Annotated in this window: 19 protein-coding genes; 7 read left to right on the plus strand and 12 right to left on the minus strand. The window is 48.3% G+C overall.

Translation table 11 applies throughout. The annotated features are described in order from the left end of the window. Nucleotides 1-61 precede the first annotated feature (61 nt). Complete coding sequence (wrbA, locus tag B3G15_RS13245; protein WP_023469582.1) at nt 62-664, minus strand: NAD(P)H:quinone oxidoreductase; 603 nt, start codon at nt 662-664, stop codon at nt 62-64. A gap of 226 nt (nt 665-890) precedes the next feature. Here wrbA and B3G15_RS13250 point away from each other — a divergent pair, with 226 nt between their 5' ends. After that, complete coding sequence (locus tag B3G15_RS13250) at nt 891-2,681, plus strand: LTA synthase family protein (RefSeq protein ID WP_290721714.1); 1,791 nt, start codon at nt 891-893, stop codon at nt 2,679-2,681. Between the two features lie 112 nt (nt 2,682-2,793). Here the strand turns inward: B3G15_RS13250 and B3G15_RS13255 are convergent, their stop codons facing one another. From B3G15_RS13255 to groES, 4 genes are all read right to left on the minus strand, one after another. After that, on the minus strand, nt 2,794-3,732 hold the full coding sequence (locus B3G15_RS13255) for a HEAT repeat domain-containing protein (protein WP_290721715.1): 939 nt from the start codon (nt 3,730-3,732) through the stop codon (nt 2,794-2,796). A 36-nt stretch (nt 3,733-3,768) separates the two neighbouring features. Further along, nucleotides 3,769-4,389 (minus strand): LysE/ArgO family amino acid transporter, encoded by a 621-nt coding sequence (locus B3G15_RS13260; protein ID WP_023469585.1) that lies wholly within the window; start codon nt 4,387-4,389, stop codon nt 3,769-3,771. 141 nt (nt 4,390-4,530) lie between these two features. Further along, a complete protein-coding gene (gene groL, locus B3G15_RS13265) occupies nt 4,531-6,171 on the minus strand; it encodes a chaperonin GroEL (protein ID WP_029342811.1) in 1,641 nt (546 codons plus the stop codon). A 33-nt stretch (nt 6,172-6,204) separates the two neighbouring features. Next, entirely contained in the window at nt 6,205-6,489 is a 285-nt protein-coding gene (groES, locus tag B3G15_RS13270) for a co-chaperone GroES (RefSeq protein ID WP_023469587.1), read from the minus strand. Nucleotides 6,490-6,709: 220 nt separating this feature from the next. Between groES and B3G15_RS13275 the strand changes: the two genes are divergently transcribed. After that, entirely contained in the window at nt 6,710-7,402 is a 693-nt protein-coding gene (locus B3G15_RS13275; protein ID WP_133207865.1) for a CPBP family intramembrane glutamic endopeptidase, read from the plus strand. Between the two features lie 21 nt (nt 7,403-7,423). Further along, complete coding sequence (locus tag B3G15_RS13280; RefSeq protein ID WP_050678863.1) at nt 7,424-7,657, plus strand: DUF4305 domain-containing protein; 234 nt, start codon at nt 7,424-7,426, stop codon at nt 7,655-7,657. Between the two features lie 42 nt (nt 7,658-7,699). On the opposite strand, the gene B3G15_RS13285 is transcribed toward B3G15_RS13280, so the two are convergent. From B3G15_RS13285 to B3G15_RS13300, 4 genes are all read right to left on the minus strand, one after another. Next, the gene (locus B3G15_RS13285; RefSeq protein WP_023469590.1) at nt 7,700-7,996 is read right to left on the minus strand and encodes a DUF2089 family protein; all 297 of its coding nucleotides are present in this window, start codon (nt 7,994-7,996) and stop codon (nt 7,700-7,702) included. Nucleotides 7,997-8,014: 18 nt separating this feature from the next. Further along, nucleotides 8,015-8,302 carry a hypothetical protein gene (locus tag B3G15_RS13290; protein ID WP_214724223.1) on the minus strand — a complete coding sequence of 96 codons (288 nt, stop codon included), beginning with the start codon at nt 8,300-8,302 and terminating at the stop codon, nt 8,015-8,017. A 181-nt stretch (nt 8,303-8,483) separates the two neighbouring features. Beyond that, complete coding sequence (locus B3G15_RS13295) at nt 8,484-9,779, minus strand: cation:dicarboxylate symporter family transporter (protein WP_047394356.1); 1,296 nt, start codon at nt 9,777-9,779, stop codon at nt 8,484-8,486. A 179-nt stretch (nt 9,780-9,958) separates the two neighbouring features. Next, on the minus strand, nt 9,959-11,017 hold the full coding sequence (locus B3G15_RS13300) for an NAD(P)/FAD-dependent oxidoreductase (RefSeq protein ID WP_290721718.1): 1,059 nt from the start codon (nt 11,015-11,017) through the stop codon (nt 9,959-9,961). 184 nt (nt 11,018-11,201) lie between these two features. Here B3G15_RS13300 and B3G15_RS13305 point away from each other — a divergent pair, with 184 nt between their 5' ends. From B3G15_RS13305 to B3G15_RS13320, 4 genes are all read left to right on the plus strand, one after another. Then, nucleotides 11,202-11,993 carry an ABC transporter ATP-binding protein gene (locus B3G15_RS13305; protein ID WP_023469594.1) on the plus strand — a complete coding sequence of 264 codons (792 nt, stop codon included), beginning with the start codon at nt 11,202-11,204 and terminating at the stop codon, nt 11,991-11,993. A gap of 3 nt (nt 11,994-11,996) precedes the next feature. Then, a complete protein-coding gene (locus tag B3G15_RS13310) occupies nt 11,997-12,908 on the plus strand; it encodes an iron-hydroxamate ABC transporter substrate-binding protein (protein WP_223040965.1) in 912 nt (303 codons plus the stop codon). Between the two features lie 78 nt (nt 12,909-12,986). Further along, a complete protein-coding gene (locus tag B3G15_RS13315; RefSeq protein WP_214728435.1) occupies nt 12,987-13,988 on the plus strand; it encodes a FecCD family ABC transporter permease in 1,002 nt (333 codons plus the stop codon). After that, entirely contained in the window at nt 13,985-14,992 is a 1,008-nt protein-coding gene (locus B3G15_RS13320) for a FecCD family ABC transporter permease (RefSeq protein WP_023469597.1), read from the plus strand. Before B3G15_RS13315 ends, B3G15_RS13320 begins: the two co-directional genes overlap by 4 nt. A gap of 56 nt (nt 14,993-15,048) precedes the next feature. Here the strand turns inward: B3G15_RS13320 and B3G15_RS13325 are convergent, their stop codons facing one another. Genes B3G15_RS13325 through B3G15_RS13335 form a run of 3 tightly spaced genes read right to left on the minus strand, consistent with a single transcriptional unit; the run spans nt 15,049 to nt 16,458 of the window. Next, nucleotides 15,049-15,516: a hypothetical protein gene (locus B3G15_RS13325; RefSeq protein WP_290721722.1), complete on the minus strand. Its 468-nt coding sequence runs from the start codon at nt 15,514-15,516 to the stop codon at nt 15,049-15,051. Next, nucleotides 15,483-15,992: a hypothetical protein gene (locus tag B3G15_RS13330; protein WP_290721724.1), complete on the minus strand. Its 510-nt coding sequence runs from the start codon at nt 15,990-15,992 to the stop codon at nt 15,483-15,485. The genes B3G15_RS13325 and B3G15_RS13330 overlap by 34 nt, the downstream gene beginning before the upstream one ends. Before the next feature lie 13 nt (nt 15,993-16,005). After that, nucleotides 16,006-16,458, minus strand: a complete 453-nt coding sequence (locus tag B3G15_RS13335; protein ID WP_290721725.1) for a hypothetical protein — start codon at nt 16,456-16,458, stop codon at nt 16,006-16,008. Nucleotides 16,459-16,460: the final 2 nt, after the last annotated feature.

Consider the following 16,460-nt stretch of genomic DNA (forward strand, 5'->3'; position numbering starts at 1 on the left):
TGCATACGAAAAAGCGCCAGAATGCGAATACGCATTCCGGCGCTTTTTGAATTAGGTAATGTTATGAGTTGAGACGGCTTGCCACTTCAACCGTCCGTTTCGCTTGATGGCGCACGGCTGGTTCGACGGATTCGACCATGTTGCCGTCTTGGTCGACAGTGACCGATGTACCATATGGATTTCCGCCCGCTGCGAACAAGACAGGATCTGAATAACCTGGTGCTGCAACGATCGCACCCCAGTGGAACATCGTCGTATAAACTGCGAGAACTGTCGCTTCCTGACCGCCATGCGGATTCTGTGCCGACGACATCGCACTGACTACTTTATTGACGAGTTTGCCTTGTGCCCACAGTCCGCCTGTCGTGTCGAGGAACTGTTGGAATTGTCCTGGGACATGACCGTAACGTGTCGGGACGCTAAAGATGATCGCATCTGCCCAGTCGAGTAGATCCGGTGTCGCTTCTTCGATATCACGTGTGGCATCCGCATGCTTTTGCCACAATGGGTTCGAAGCAATCGCTTCTGCTGGGGCTGTCTCCTTGATTTTCGCAAGACGGACTTCCGCCCCTGCCGCTTCTCCCGCTTCTTTTGCCCATGAGGCAAGTTGATGGTTCGTTCCGGTTGCGCTGTAATAGATGACCGCTAGTTTCACGTTTGACATGACTTCGCTCCTTTTTTAAAAGACAGTGACGGACGATGGACGTACACGCTTTCTATTCCCGCTTTCTGCGCAAATTAACGTCAATTGTTTGAATTCAAGAGGAAATATAGACCAATTTTTCGACTACATCATGGAACGAGCGAACATGTCTGTCCACATCTGGGCGTTCCACCATCAAACGTTTAGGGTAAAGAACGTGTGACGACACACGTAAGGAGTACTGACCATGGCGATTCGCTACACCCTTTATCTATTACTCGGCATGCTGAAGTTCATGCTGTTTAGTTACTTTACAAAGACCGATCTTTCGCTCCATTTAACACTCATGAACCTGGCCGGGATGCTGATCCTGTCGAGCTGGACGTTACTGATTCCGTGGAATAAACGCCGCTGGGTCTGGCTCGGCCTACTGCTCGCGCACAGTTTTCTACTGGCTTCCGACATGTGGTACTACCGTTACTTCGAGGACTTCCTCTCCGTCTCACTCCTTTCACAGATGACGCAGATGAGTGACGTCAGTAGCGGCTTCACCGCCTTGATCGTACCGCAAGACTTCCTCTTGTTTGCCGATAGTTTGATTTTCGTACTACTGCTCTTTATTTTCCGCAAACGACCGGAGGTGACGACGACGCAAACACGCCGCCGGACAGCCCGACTACTCGCAATCAGTGGCATCGTCTTGTCTGCCTCACTGCTGACGTACCGGACGCTAACGGAAGATCGTCAACCGACGGCAACGATCTCCGATATGCGTGACTACTACCTGTTTGGCTTTTGGGGCTATCACGGGTGGGATGTGTTCAAAGGCGTGACCGGACGACCCGGCGACAGACTGACGGCACAGGAGCAACAGCGCATCAATCAAAAGCAACAGACGAATCCAACAGGTCCGAAGCAGACACCGAATATCATTTTGGTACAGCTCGAGTCATTCCAGGGTTCAGTCATCGACCAAACCATCAACGGTGAAGAAGTGACGCCGAACCTAAATCAATTGAAGAAGGAATCGCTCTACTTCTCGTCGCTCTATCACCAGACGCATGAAGGACGAACTTCGGACGCTGAGTTCATCACGAACACCTCACTTTATCCATTGAAATCAGGCTCTGTCTATACGCAATATCCGACGAATGAATTCGAGCCGCTCCCTGCATTACTTGAGAAAAACGGGTACGATACGGCAGCGATGCATGCCTACGAAAAAGGCTTCTGGAATCGTGACGATGTCTATCAGAATATCGGTTTTAAGCACTTTTTCAGCCAAAAGGATTATTCAAAAGAGAAGAAAATCGGCATGGCACTGAACGATCAACAGTTCTTCCTCGAATCGATTGATCATATGGAGACGTTACAAGAACCGTTCTTCTCGTTTTTAGTCGCGCTGACGAGTCATACACCGTATGAGATCGACAAGGAAGATCAGACGCTTGATTTGTCCGGATATAAGGATCCGATGTTGAAACGGTATTACCAGACTGTCCATTACGTCGATACCGGTGTCGGAAAGATGATCGACGAGTTGAAACAACGGGATCTCTGGGACCAGTCCCTCGTCATCTTTTATGGTGATCACGATAGTGGACTCGTCAATGAAGGAAGCGAGATGCGCAAAAAAGCGGATGTCTCGTCTCCGGTTGCTGCTTTTGAACTCGAGCGCCGCATCCCGCTCTTCATCAAAAAACCCGACCAGCAAACCGGTCGGGTCATGAAAGAAAATGGCGGACAGATCGATATCGCACCAACGATCATTGACTTATTGAATCTCAAAACGTCCTATATGATGGGACAATCACTCGTCGACGACAAACCGAATCTGACTGGCTTCCGCGATGGTTTGTTCCGCTACAAGGACTATTATTATGAAGCGGATTTGACGAAAGCATCCGGTGAAGGCACCTGTTATGACGTCTCAACGGAAAAAAAAGTCGAGATCAAGTTTTGTCGCAATCAGGTAAAGGATGTGAGTGAGCAGTTAAAGCTGTCGGATAAGATTATTGAAGAGAATGAGCTGAAATAATGACATCGTGTCTCATTTTCGTAAAAATAAACAAGCCTGACTTTCTTCACGTCCAGTGAGAAGTTAGGCTTGTTTGTTTATCACCAGCTCTCTCTATGCTTCTACGAGTCCATCAATAGCAAGTAAAATGGTCTTCAAGCCATTGCCATTCTTCGTCGAACAAGACTTCTCTTTTTGTTTGAATGATCCAATGAAATAGTTTAGGAATCGCGTGATGGGAATGCTGATATCGATATAAAAATCGAAGAGCGATTAGGACTTCATCTGTTTGTATTTGTCGCGTTCGCTTCAATAATGTTTGTACACGTTTGATCACCGGTTCAATCGCTACTTCATCACCATGTCGCTCGATTGCGACTAACGCATACTCTCTCACCGTGCCGGATCGATCTTTTAGTCCATGCAAAAATATTGAAAGATCTGATCCATTTCCAAGTTCACTTAGCGCAGCTAGAGCCGAATGCCTCACGTCTCCTCGAGAATGATCCAATAAAGGAATCAGATAAGGAACGGCTCGTTCTGTTCCAATCGTGGCTAAAACAAAATTAGCACTCATGATATCAAAAGAGTTACTTGATGTCGTAATCAAACGAATTAGCACATCTTCTGCTATCTCATCTCGACAGGCTCGCAATGCTCGAATCGCAGCTTCTCGAACAGACGACCGAGAATCGTCTATATATTTCACAATTCGTTCTGTATCAGGAATGCATTGTTGTTTTGCTAGTTCTTCCAAAATGCTTTCGAGAAGACTCGGCTTTGTCTCTTGCTCCAGTTTTTCAAGCAATAACATCCCTGCACGAACATCTCCCGAATTCACACCAATCGTTCCAATCATAAAATAAAGATGTTTTTTTTGTTCTGCTTGTTTCACTTTGTCGAGTAAAGTTTTCAATATCGGAAGCATATTCGCGTCCCTAAAATGATGGACTCTTTCATAAGCCAAGTCGGATGGTGAGCCTTCGTTCGTATAGCACTTCACTTCTTCATGATAGAGGTATTCTTCATCAGACATCTGTTCAACTAAATATAAAATCTCATCGTCCTTCATATCTTGTAGTTGCTCCTTAACCCTTTAAATATCTTTTTAACTTTGTTCTAAAGCAAACTGAATTAATTGATACGATAGCCAGAACATTAAGCATCCTATTCCAAAATCTAATACTTTCCACGCTTTTGGTTGTTTAAACACAGGAATGAGCCATCTCGATCCATATCCTAATCCAAAAAACCAGACAAATGAGGCAATCAAGGCTCCGATTAAGAAATTGACTTTTTGATCAAACGTCAAAGTCCCAGCAATACCACCGATGACGACCACCGTATCTAAGTAGACATGTGGATTTAAAAGTGTGATTGCTAATGTGAGTAAGATCGTTTTGTGAATGGGCATGATTTTAGAATCTGTTGAAACATCCATTGTATGTGATGACGAAAATGCACTACGAAAAGATTTAAATCCATACAAGAGAAGAAATAGTCCTCCGACAATCGCAAGACCAACATTTGCAAACGTATTATTCTTAATGACGGTACCAACTCCCAGTACGCCCGTACACATCAATAACACATCGCATAAGAAACATACTAGCGCTACCCAAAAAATATTGTTTTTCATTAAACCCTGTTTAAGAACGAACGCATTTTGAGCGCCGATTGCGACTATGAGCGTACCCGATGTTACTATACCTTTTAAAATTTCATTCACTTGACGTCTCCTCTCTCGTTATCTTTATTTCTAAAATGACGAGTACTGTTTATGTAATTCTTTCAACTATTAAGTATACTATCGCAAACAAAAAGTACCGAACCCTACTTACTAGGATTCGGTACTTATAGATGAAATGTCTTACATCATTCCGCCCATTCCACCCATGCCGCCCATATCAGGCATTGCAGGAGCAGATCCGGCTGGTTCTGGTTTATCGGCGATGACAGCTTCTGTCGTCAAGAACATCGCTGAAACCGACGCCGCGTTTTGAAGTGCTGAACGCGTTACTTTCGCTGGATCGACGATTCCTGTCTCGATCATGTCGACATACTCATCTGTTGCCGCATTGTAGCCCATTCCTGGCGCTTCATGCTTGAGACGCTCGACGATGACTGAACCTTCTTGACCTGCGTTTTCCGCAATTTGACGAAGTGGTGCTTCGAGTGCGCGAAGAACGATGTTGACGCCTGTCGCTTCGTCGCCTGTTGAGACCGACAGAATCGATTCGACGGCTTTCGTGACGTGAATGAGGGCTGTTCCCCCTCCTGCTACGATGCCTTCTTCAACCGCTGCGCGTGTCGCGTTAAGAGCATCTTCGATCCGAAGCTTACGTTCTTTGAGTTCTGTCTCCGTTGCTGCCCCGACTTTGACGACTGCTACGCCGCCTGCGAGTTTCGCAAGACGCTCTTGTAATTTCTCACGATCGAAGTCACTTGTCGTTTCTTCGATTTGCGCACGGATCGTACCGACACGTGCTTCGATCGAATCCCCGTGTCCGTGACCTTCGACGATTGTCGTGTTGTCTTTTGAGACGACGACTTTCGACGCGCGACCGAGTTGCGTGATTTGTGTTTCTTTCAGATCAAGACCGAGGTCTTCTGTGATCAATTCTGCGCCTGTGACGATTGAGATATCCTCAAGCATCGCTTTACGACGGTCACCAAAGCCTGGTGCTTTGACTGCTACCGCGTTGAACGTACCACGGAGCTTGTTGACGACGAGTGTCGCAAGTGCTTCACCTTCAACGTCTTCTGCGATAATGAGGAGTGGTTTGTTTTGTTGAACGACTTGCTCGAGGACTGGAAGAATCTCTTGGATGTTCGAGATCTTTTTGTCCGTGACGAGGATATACGGGTTCTCAAGGACCGCTTCCATCTTATCTGAATCTGTGATCATGTATGGTGACGCGTAACCACGGTCGAACTGCATCCCTTCGACGACGTCGAGTTCTGTCGTGAAGCCACGTGATTCTTCGATCGTGATGACACCATCTTGACCGACACGTTCCATCGCTTCTGCAATCAATTGACCGACTTCTTCGTCCGCTGCTGAGATTGCTGCGACTTGGGCGATTGCTTCTTTACCTTCAATCGGTTTAGCAATCGTGTGCAACTCTTCGACGGCGCGACGCACCGCTTTTTCGATTCCTTTACGGATGACCATCGGGTTTGCGCCCGCTGTGACGTTTTTGAGCCCTTCGCGAATCATCGCTTGAGCGAGGACTGTCGCTGTTGTCGTACCATCCCCTGCGATCTCGTTCGTTTTTGAGGCAACTTCTGCGACGAGTTTTGCGCCCATGTTCTCGAAGTGATCTTCGAGTTCGATTTCTTTCGCGATTGTCACACCATCATTCGTGATGAGTGGTGAACCGAACTTCCGCTCGAGGACGACGTTACGTCCTTTTGGTCCGATCGTGACTTTGACTGCATCCGCTAATGCATCGACCCCGCGGAGCATTGCCCGACGTGCTTCTTCACTGAATAAAATCTCTTTTGCCATGACTGAAATCCCCCTTATAGATGATTGACTGGATTACTCGGCTACTGCCAAAATATCGCTTTCGCGTAAAATTAAGTATTCATTGCCGTCGACTTTGACTTCCGAACCGGCATATTGTGCATAGATGACGTGATCTCCGACACTCACTTCAAGTGGTACACGTACGCCTTGCTCTGTCACACGGCCTGTACCGACAGCGACGACTTTACCCTCTTGTGGTTTTTCTTTCGCTGACCCAGGAAGAACGATTCCTCCGAGTGTTGTTTCTTCTTTTTTAACGACTTCGATCACGATGCGATCACCAAGTGGTTTTAACATGCGAAACATCCTCCTTGAAAATGACTGTTTTTTAGCACTCACTTTCGTTGAGTGCTAACATATTTTTATCTTATACGCTTTCTCTCCTGAATTCAAGCCTGAACCTTTATCCGTTTTCCCGAAATCGACACCTTTGAATCATCGTCAATCGTGCGCCCGGACCGTTTGTTTGTTACAATCGGGACAGTACCTTCATTACAAAGGAGTTGTGTCCTGTACGATGAAAAATCCAATCAGTCTGCCTTTCGTGATGGCGGAGAAGTGGCAAAAGCGTCACGTCATCCCGATCATCATCTATCTGATCGTCCAATTGGTTCCGGGTTCGTTCCAGTATTTCCTTCCGAAGAACGTCATTGCTGACGTCGCCGGTTGGTGGCTTGCGATCGGCTTTACGGTTGCTGTCATCGTCTCCTACTACTGCCTGCGTCCCGATTGGCAGAAGTGGAAGGCAGAAGGACGTCAAACCGATCCGATGGATACGTTGAAATGGATCGGGATCGGGATCGTGCTCCTCTATGCGCTCTTGATCGGCGTCAACTTGATCGATGCCTGGATGGCAGGCGGGATCGAGAATGTCGCGAAATCGCAAAATACGGATCAGATCATTCAAGCGATTCAAGTCATCCCACTCCTGCAAGTCATGGTCGTCCTGCTCGGACCGATCATGGAAGAGTTCTTGTTCCGGCACATCATGTTCGGCAATCTCTCCTCGAAGCTCGGTTTCTTCTTCAGCTTCATCTTGACGGGTGCCTTGTTCGGACTGATCCACCTAGACAACAAATTTTTAATCTATGTCGCGATGAGCTTCGTCTTCTCGCTCGTCTTCGTCAAGACGCGCCGGATCATTGCTCCGATCGCCATCCATGTCTTTAACAACGGAATCGTCGTACTCGCCATCTACGCGATGTCTTAATTTACGAAAGGTCGTGTTTTCATGCGTCAAAGCTCGAACTTCATGGCAGTGTTCTATGCCATATTCGGTGTTCTCTTCATGTTCCTTGCCTACAACAACTCGGTCGAAGCGGGAACGGTCTTCAACTTCTGGACAATCCTCCTGACGTTGTTTGCCGCAATCGACTTCTACCGTCTCTACTTGATCTTCCGCTTCCGCGCAGCAGCAAAGAAGATGATCAAGAAGGAACAGGACAAAAAGAACGACAAGCAATAAAAAAAACGAGATTTCCGTCATGCGGAAATCTCGTTTTTTGGTTTATTCTTTCGCTTGACCTTTACGGTAGGAATCGATGATCGTCTTCGCCACATCGAGACTCAACCGTTCATCTAAGACCAAGTTCTTGATCATGTTGACGAATTCGACATCTTCCTGCTGCACCGAATCAATCCGCTCGATCAACTGGTTCAACTTCGCCCGGACGGTCGGGTAGGATACTTGATAAGCCGTTGCCATATCCTTCAATGAACCGGAGCTCAAGACGAACTTCCGGATGAACTCGAGATGTTCCTGTTCGAGTGCCAGTACCCAAGCGGGCACGTCTTGTCGTTCCATCGTGTTCCCTCACTTCTCTTACAAATCTTGAATCTCCATTCGTTCTTTTTCACGCTTCAGTTGCTTGCGGCGCGTGTCGACACCCATCTCAGCCATTGAGATCATCAAACATATACCGGCAAATGTTCCCATCCGAATCACCGATTTTCGATCCGCTGAGTGTGGTCCTGTTCCGAAATACCAGTAAATTCCGAGCCCAATGATGATCGCTGGAATGATGAGGCTCCAGACTCTTCCTCGCCGTGCTAAGTAAAATTGTACGATACAGACTGTGACAATACCAATGACGATTCCTACCGTTTCCATCCTATCGCCTCTCCCCTATGATTATATCAATAATATTAACTTTATAATTAATAATATTCAACATAATTTTAACTATAATCAAAAATAAGGGATTTTATTTAAAAACAATCGACTTTAATCTATTTTCAAGGACGAAAAAAAGAAGGACTGACGATTCAGTCCTTCCTTGTATTTACGATAGTCACGCACTGCGGACGTCGTCTTTTTTACCTTCTGTCGACATGAACGTCTCGAGTTGGTCTTCGTCAAGGACACCTTCCCACTTCGCGATGACGAGTGAAGCGAGCGTGTTTCCTGTGACGTTGACGACCGAGCGCATCATATCCATGATTCGGTCAATCCCCGCGATGAAGGCAAGTCCTTCTGCCGGGATACCGACCGTACCGAGTGTTGCGAGTAAAACGACGAATGAGACGCCAGGAACGGCAGCCATCCCTTTTGATGTCAGCATTAAGACGAAGACAAGCGTCAGCTGTGTTCCGATCGAGAGATCAATCCCGTACATCTGTGCGATGAACAAGGCTGCGAGCGCTTGATAAAGCGCAGATCCATCAAGGTTAAACGAATAACCCGTCGGTACGACGAAGCTAACGATTGATTTCGGAACACCCATCTTCTCGAGTTTTTCCATGATCCGTGGCAGTACCGTCTCAGACGACGCCGTCGAATACGTCAGCAAGAGCTCATCCTTAAAGATACGCGTGAAATCAGATACCCGAATACCAACCCATTTCATGATGGCACCGAAGACGATGACCATGAAGAGAAGCGCTGTGACGTATAACGTCGCAATCAGTTTAAACAATGAACCGAGCGATTCAATCCCGAACGTCGAGACCGTGACACCGATCAAGGCGAAGACACCGATCGGCGCGAATTTCATGACGATGTTAACGAGGTTGAACATCGCTGCTGCGACGCCTTCAAAGAAACGAACGACCGGTTGGCCCTTCTCTCCTGCAAAACCGACACCGAGTCCGAATAAGACCGAGAAGAAAATGATGGCAAGCATATCACCGCGGACCATCGCGTCCAAGATGTTCGTCGGAACAATGTTGACGATTTTGTCGACGAGTCCTGCATCTTGTGTCGTCTCTTCCGTTTCGACATACGTCGAGATGTCCGTTTTATCAAGTGTCGACATGTTAATACCAGCACCCGGTTCAACGAGATTGGCTGCGAACAGCCCCGTGAAGATGGCGATCATCGTCACGATCGTGAAGTAACCGAGCGTTTTGACACCAAGACGTCCGAGACTTTTCGGACTACCGACTGATGAGACACCGAGGACGATCGTCGTGAAGACGATCGGAACGACGATCATTTTCATCATCCGGATAAAGATGTCACCGATTGGCTTAAGCCACTCCGCGACATGGGGATTCCCATAAAATACACCACCGACTGTGATCCCGAGAATCAAGCCGATTAAAATTTGCCAGGCAAGGCCAATTGGCTTACGTTTCGTAGTTGTCATACCCTTCCTCCTTATACATCCATCTTACTTGTATCCTACATGTAGTGGAACATAAGTAGAATTTTGTCCTAAATACAGTACGTTGTCAAATCGTTCTGTTATAGTACAAAAATGAAATTCATACAAAAAAACGTCCAAAATCCGCTTGTTTCCAAGCATTTTGGACGTTTAAACATTATTCAAGATTGTTGATTGACGCGTTCCTCAATCAACGCCCGATTGCGTTTTTTAAAGACTTCGTTGTGTGACGAGACCATCGCCACTTTTGGCGCTTTCGGTTCGATGAAGCGTTTCGCCCGATTGACAGCGTTCGCTGCATCTTGGAAGGCACCTGAGATCAAGTGAACCTTCCCGTCGTGTGAAAGAATATCTCCGGCAGCATATAGACCCGGTACACTCGACTCGCTCGCCGCGTTCCCTGCGATATAGAAGTCATCGACCCGTGCGATATCGAGGTCACACGCGTCAAGCAGTGCCGCGTCCTGCTCGTAGCCGTGATTGATGATGACTTCATCAATTGGAATCTCGACGATTTCCTCTGTTTGACAGTCGATCAATTCGACCGATGCAATCCGTTGATGATCAGGACTTGCGATCAGCTTGTGAATCGTCGTGTTGAGGAGACAGACCGCAGAACTTTTGACGAGCTGGTCAACTTGCGCCTCGTGCCCCGAGAAACAATCCCGGCGATACGTGACGTAGACTTTTTTCGCGACCGGTTCGAGCTCGTTCGCCCAGTCGATGGCCGAGTTCCCACCACCTGAGACGATGACGGTCTTTCCTTTAAAGCGTTCAATCGATTTGACCGTATAGTTCAAGTTCGACACTTCAAAGCGCTCCGCGCCCTCGACTTTTAATTTTTGTGGATTGAGGATGCCGCCGCCGACCGCGACGATGACCGTCTTCGAATAATGGATCCGACCCGATTCTGCTTCTAAGACGAAGTTGCCGAAGACGTCTTTTGCGATCGAGATGATCTTTTCATTCAATTGAACAGTCGGTTGGAACGTCAGTCCTTGTTCGACGAGTTGAGCCATGAGTTTTTCACCAGTGATCGGTGGTTGTCCGCCGACGTCCCAGATCATCTTTTCCGGATAAACGTGCAATTTTCCTCCGAGTTCTGCTTGATACTCGATCAATTTCGTCTTCATGCCCCGAAGACCACTATAGAACGTCGAATATAACCCTGCAGGTCCTCCGCCGATGATTGTTACGTCGAACAACTCCTGTTCCCTCATCTCACTCACTCCTCGTCTTTGATTACGATTGATTATCATTCTCACTACCTCATGATAACGTGAACATCTCTTGAACACAAGAAAAAATGTTGACAGCGTTTTTACAGGACTGGTATGGTTAATGAGACGATAGTGATAATCATTATCATTGAAAACGGAGAGAACAACGAAGGAGTCGTCGCGTATGGTACGTCTAGCAACAGAAGAAATCAATATCGGCTACGGTGATCGTCCCATCGTCAAAGACTTGTCCGTCCAAATTCCCGATCGACAAATCACGACGATCATTGGGGCGAATGGATGTGGCAAATCGACTTTATTGAAAGCGATGACACGGATCATTCCTCATCAATCAGGACGTGCATTGCTCGATGGTCTCGATATCGCCAAGGAAAGTACGAAGCTACTTGCCCGGAAGATGGCTATTCTGCCACAAACTCCAGAAAGCGCAAGTGGTCTGACGGTCGCAGAGCTCGTCTCATACGGTCGTTTCCCGTACCAAAAAGGATTCGGACGCTTGACGAAACACGATTACGAGATCATCGATTGGGCACTCGAAGCAACGGATACGATGGCATTCAAACACCGTCCGGTCGATGCGCTGTCGGGTGGTCAACGTCAACGGGTCTGGATTGCGATGGCACTCGCCCAAGAGACGGACATCATCTTCCTCGATGAGCCGACGACTTATCTTGATCTCGCCCACCAACTCGAGGTGCTCGAACTGCTCGAACATCTCAACCGGACCGAAGGACGGACGATCGTCATGGTCCTGCATGATTTGAATCAAGCGGCACGGTTCGCCGACTATATCATCGCCATGAAAAACGGTGAAGTTGTCAAAGCCGGAACGTGTGAGGAAGTCATCGCAAAAGACGTCTTACAAGAAGTATTCCATATCGATGCTGAAATCGGACGCGATCCGCGGACGAACAAGCCGATGTGTATCACCTACAACTTAATCAAGGGAGATTGAATCATGAAGAAACTACTTTTACCGGTTCTACTCATTCTCACGCTCGTCATCGCAGCGTGTGGCAATACAGAGAAGAAGGACAATGCAGCATCTGGGTCGAAAAACGAGACGATCACGTACAAATCGGAGAATGGTGACATTAAAGTTCCGGCTAATCCAAAACGTGTCGTCGTCCTCGCTGGTTTTGCCGGCAACGTCATGGCACTCGACGTACCTGTCGTTGGTGTCGATTCGTGGTCAAAAGCGAATCCGAAGTTCGACAAGCTCAAAGATGTCACGGAAGTATCGGAAGAGAACGTTGAAAAAATTATCGAACTCGAACCCGACTTGATCATCGGCTACTCGACAACGAAAAACCTCGATAAAATCAAAAAGATTGCTCCGACGGTCACGTACACATACGGAAAAGTCGACTACTTGACGCAACACATCGAAATCGGTAAATTGCTCAATAAAGAGCAAGAAGCACGCGACTGGGTCAAAGACTTCAAAACACGCGCTGCTGCTGCCGGTAAAGACATCAAAGCAAAAATCGGTGAAGATGCTACTGTGTCTGTCATCGAAAGCTTCGATAAACAACTCTACGTCTTCGGCGATAACTGGGGTCGTGGAACAGAGATTCTCTATCAGGAAATGAAATTGAAAATGCCGGATAAAGTCACGAAGATGGCATTAAAAGACGGATACTACGCGTTGTCACCAGAAGTCCTTCCTGAATACGCAGGCGACTACCTCGTCTTCAGTAAGAGTGCGGAAGCGGACAACTCATTCACGAAAACGGATACGTTCAAGAACATTCCAGCCGTCAAAAACGATCGTGTCTTCGAAGTCGATTCGAAGGAGTTCTACTTCAACGATCCGCTCACACTCGAACGTCAACTCGAGTTCTTCAAGAAAAGTTTCCTTGGCGCATAATGAATAAGGGAGGGAACCTGCGGGATCCCTCCCTTTTTTTGCGGCTCACTCACTGAATCAGAAATGGAGGCGACATTCATGTCAGCTGGTCGAATTCCGTTCGGCATTAAAATCACACTCGGTCTCGTCCTCTTTTTCGGGATGTTCTGGATCGCGATGACGTTCGGTGCCGCCGATACGACGACGCGCGAAGTCTGGAACGCTTTGACGTTCGGACCGTTGAATGAAAAAGCAAAAATCGTCCAAGAAATCCGCTTGCCACGGGAACTGGCAGCAATCCTCGTTGGAGCGGCACTCGGTGTCTCTGGCGCCATCATGCAGGCGATGACACGTAATCCCCTCGCCGATCCTGGTCTGCTCGGTCTGACGGCAGGAGCAAATGCGGCACTGGCGCTCGTCATCGTCCTTTTTCCGAAAATTGACTACTTCGGGATCATGATCGCGTGTTTCGTCGGAGCAGCACTCGGGGCAGCACTTGTCTTTGGAATCGGCGCTTCGAAAAAAGGCGGCTTCTCTCCGCTCCGGATCGTCCTTGCCGGTTCCGCAATCTCAGCGTTTCTGTACGCGATTGCGGAAGGGATCGGGATTTACTTCAAGATTGCCCAAGATGTCTCACAATGGACGTCCGGGGGACTCGTCGGGTCGACATGGGGACAACTGCAAATCATCGCGCCGGTCATCGCAATTGGAATCGTGATTGCGTTTATTTTCTCGCGGCAATTGACGATCCTCAGTCTTTCGGAAGAAGTCGCGCTCGGACTCGGACAGAACATCCAGCGGATCAAAGCGGTGCTTTACGTCGTCGTCATCCTGCTTGCCGGTGCTGCCGTAGCACTCGTCGGTAACATGGCGTTCATCGGGCTGATGATTCCGCATATCGTCCGCGCGATCGTCGGGACGGACTATCGGTTCATCCTGCCGATGACTGCGATCTTTGGTGCGACGTTCATGTTGCTTGCCGATACGATCGGACGGACGCTGTACGCGCCCTATGAGACGCCGGTCATCGCAATCGTCTCGATGCTCGGGCTACCATTCTTCCTCTTGATCGTTCGGAAAGGAGGGCGTGCTTTCTCATGATGGAATCTCGTTTACGCCGTCGCCAGCAACTGACGTTTTGGACGTTACTGGCACTATTGATCGCAACACTCGTCGTCAGCATCGGTCTTGGACCTGCTTCCCTGTCGTATGATCGTTTACTGCCGACGTTACTTGGAAACGGATCATTCAAAGAGGAGTTCGTCCTGTATTCGCTCCGCTTGCCCCGACTGCTCATCACCGTCATGGCAGGAATGGCACTCGCCTTATCCGGTGCGATTCTCCAAGGAATCACCCGCAATGAACTCGCTGATCCTGGTATCATCGGCATCAATACGGGAGCTGGCGTCGCCGTCGCCTTGTTCTTCCTGTACTTCCCGACCGATGTCGGGTCATTCATCTATCTGTTACCGATCGCTGCCTTCTTCGGTGCACTCGTCACCGCGACAGCGATCTACCTGTTCTCGTACGACCGTGTCCAAGGACTCCAACCGATTCGCTTGATCTTAACGGGTGTCGGCTTCTCGATGGCGCTCTCCGGAATCATGGTCATCCTGATTTCATCGACGCGTCGCGAGAAGGTCGACTTCATCGCCAAATGGCTTGCCGGTAACATCTGGGGAACGGACTGGATTTTCGTTTACTCACTCTTACCGTGGTTACTCGTCTTGATTCCACTGACATTCTATAAGGCGAATAAGCTCAATCTGCTTGCCTTGAATGAACCGGTCGCAATCGGTGTTGGCGTCGCGATTGAAAAAGAACGGATCCAACTCTTGTTGACAGCCGTCGCGCTTGCCGCTGCTGCCGTCTCTGTCACCGGTGGAATTTCCTTCATCGGTCTGATGGCGCCGCATATCGCCCGCGCCCTCGTCGGACCACGGCATCAGTTCTTTCTGCCGATTGCCCTCTTACTCGGCGGCTGGTTGCTTGCGTTCGCTGATACGATTGGACGCAACATCGCGGGACCAGACGGCGTACCGGCTGGGATTGTCGTCGCCTTGATTGGAGCACCGTACTTCATTTATCTACTGTTGAAGAAATAATCAAAAATCCGCATCAAACAGCTTCTTTTTCGCTGATTGATGCGGATTTTTTGATTTTATCGTTTCCACCACGCACGTTCGATTTCACCCATCGTCACGTACGCCGGATCGATTTGTTTTGCTGTCCAATTCATTCGATTGACACTGAAACTGACTCCCCCAACCCAAAAGAGGAAGATGACAAATAAATAACCAGGGGCACTTGGAATCGACAGCATGACGACGGCAATTAGCCACGCAACAACATAACCGATGATTGTCAGACGAGCTACTTTTTGAACAGTCTGTTGATAGATAGTCGTTGTTAAATACGACTTCATGAGTCGTAGCCGGACGATTTCTCGAGCGACTGCCGTCGCGCAAAGACAAAAGAGCATGATTGGGAAAAAGACGGATGCAATCGCCGGCACAAACCAAGCGGGTATCGCAAAAATTAGTCCAGGAATCAAAAAGAAATAGGCGACGACACGCACCGGACGTTTCATTACATTCAGACGTGCTTGTCGCTCGAATAGGTGTTCCATTGCGATGTTCCTTTCTGTCTGACGAAGCGGGCTACTTCTCCGTCACTGATATAATCGGGATCACGCGCTCCGTCGCGTCGGATGATCCATTCGCTGATGAAATAGAGCGGTGTTAAAATCGTAAAAATTGCCACAAGCATCTGCCAAAACGGTCCTTCGATCGTCTGGGTGATGACGATCGTTAAGATCGCGTACAGCAGGACGTGACTACCAATGCGTAGTAAAAATTGGCGACGGACCTGCGCTTTTGAGATGTAGCCGTCTAAAATTTTTCGTTTTTTTAGTTGGTAGCGAAAATCAGAGCCGAGAAAAAGGGCTGGAATCGTCAAAATCAACAAGGGGATGTCGGTCCACTCGATCAGGATACCGACTGTTATGAATAAGAGCACGTTCCAGTACCAGCGTGTGCCGAGCCACTCGACATCCCGGTACGCGAGCGCAAGTTTTTGTAGACGTTCTTCACGAGCCGTTTGCATAGCCTCTTCTCCCTTAGCGCGCTTTGTGAATTTCTTTTTCCGTGATATACGTTGGATCAATCTTTCGTGAGATGAACTCTAACGTTTTTCGACAGAGCCAGTAGAACGGAATGACGACGATGACGAGACCGATCAAGAAAGATGTATTCGGGCGATCGACTGCCCAAACGATCAGACCGGCGAGTGCTCCGTACTGTAAGATGCCAATCAACACATGCACCTGATAGAGCCGTCTTGCTGAATCCTTTGATGTGTATTCCGCGACAAGCGCGAACCGCTTCCGTTGTAGTAACATGTCATAGCCAAAATACAATAACGGGACGATCATCGCGTAGATTGGTTTCTCGAGTGTATTACTGAGCGCTAAGAATGCTGCAAGCATGACCCACATGACGGTCTTCGTCTTCTGATGCATCTCTTCGTACAGCGCTGCCAATGCATCCGTTTGTGTATGTACGTGTTCCATGA

The sequence above is a fragment of the Exiguobacterium sp. UBA1053 genome (genome assembly GCF_002316465.1).
GTDB lineage: Bacteria > Bacillota > Bacilli > Exiguobacteriales > Exiguobacteriaceae > Exiguobacterium_A > Exiguobacterium_A abrahamii.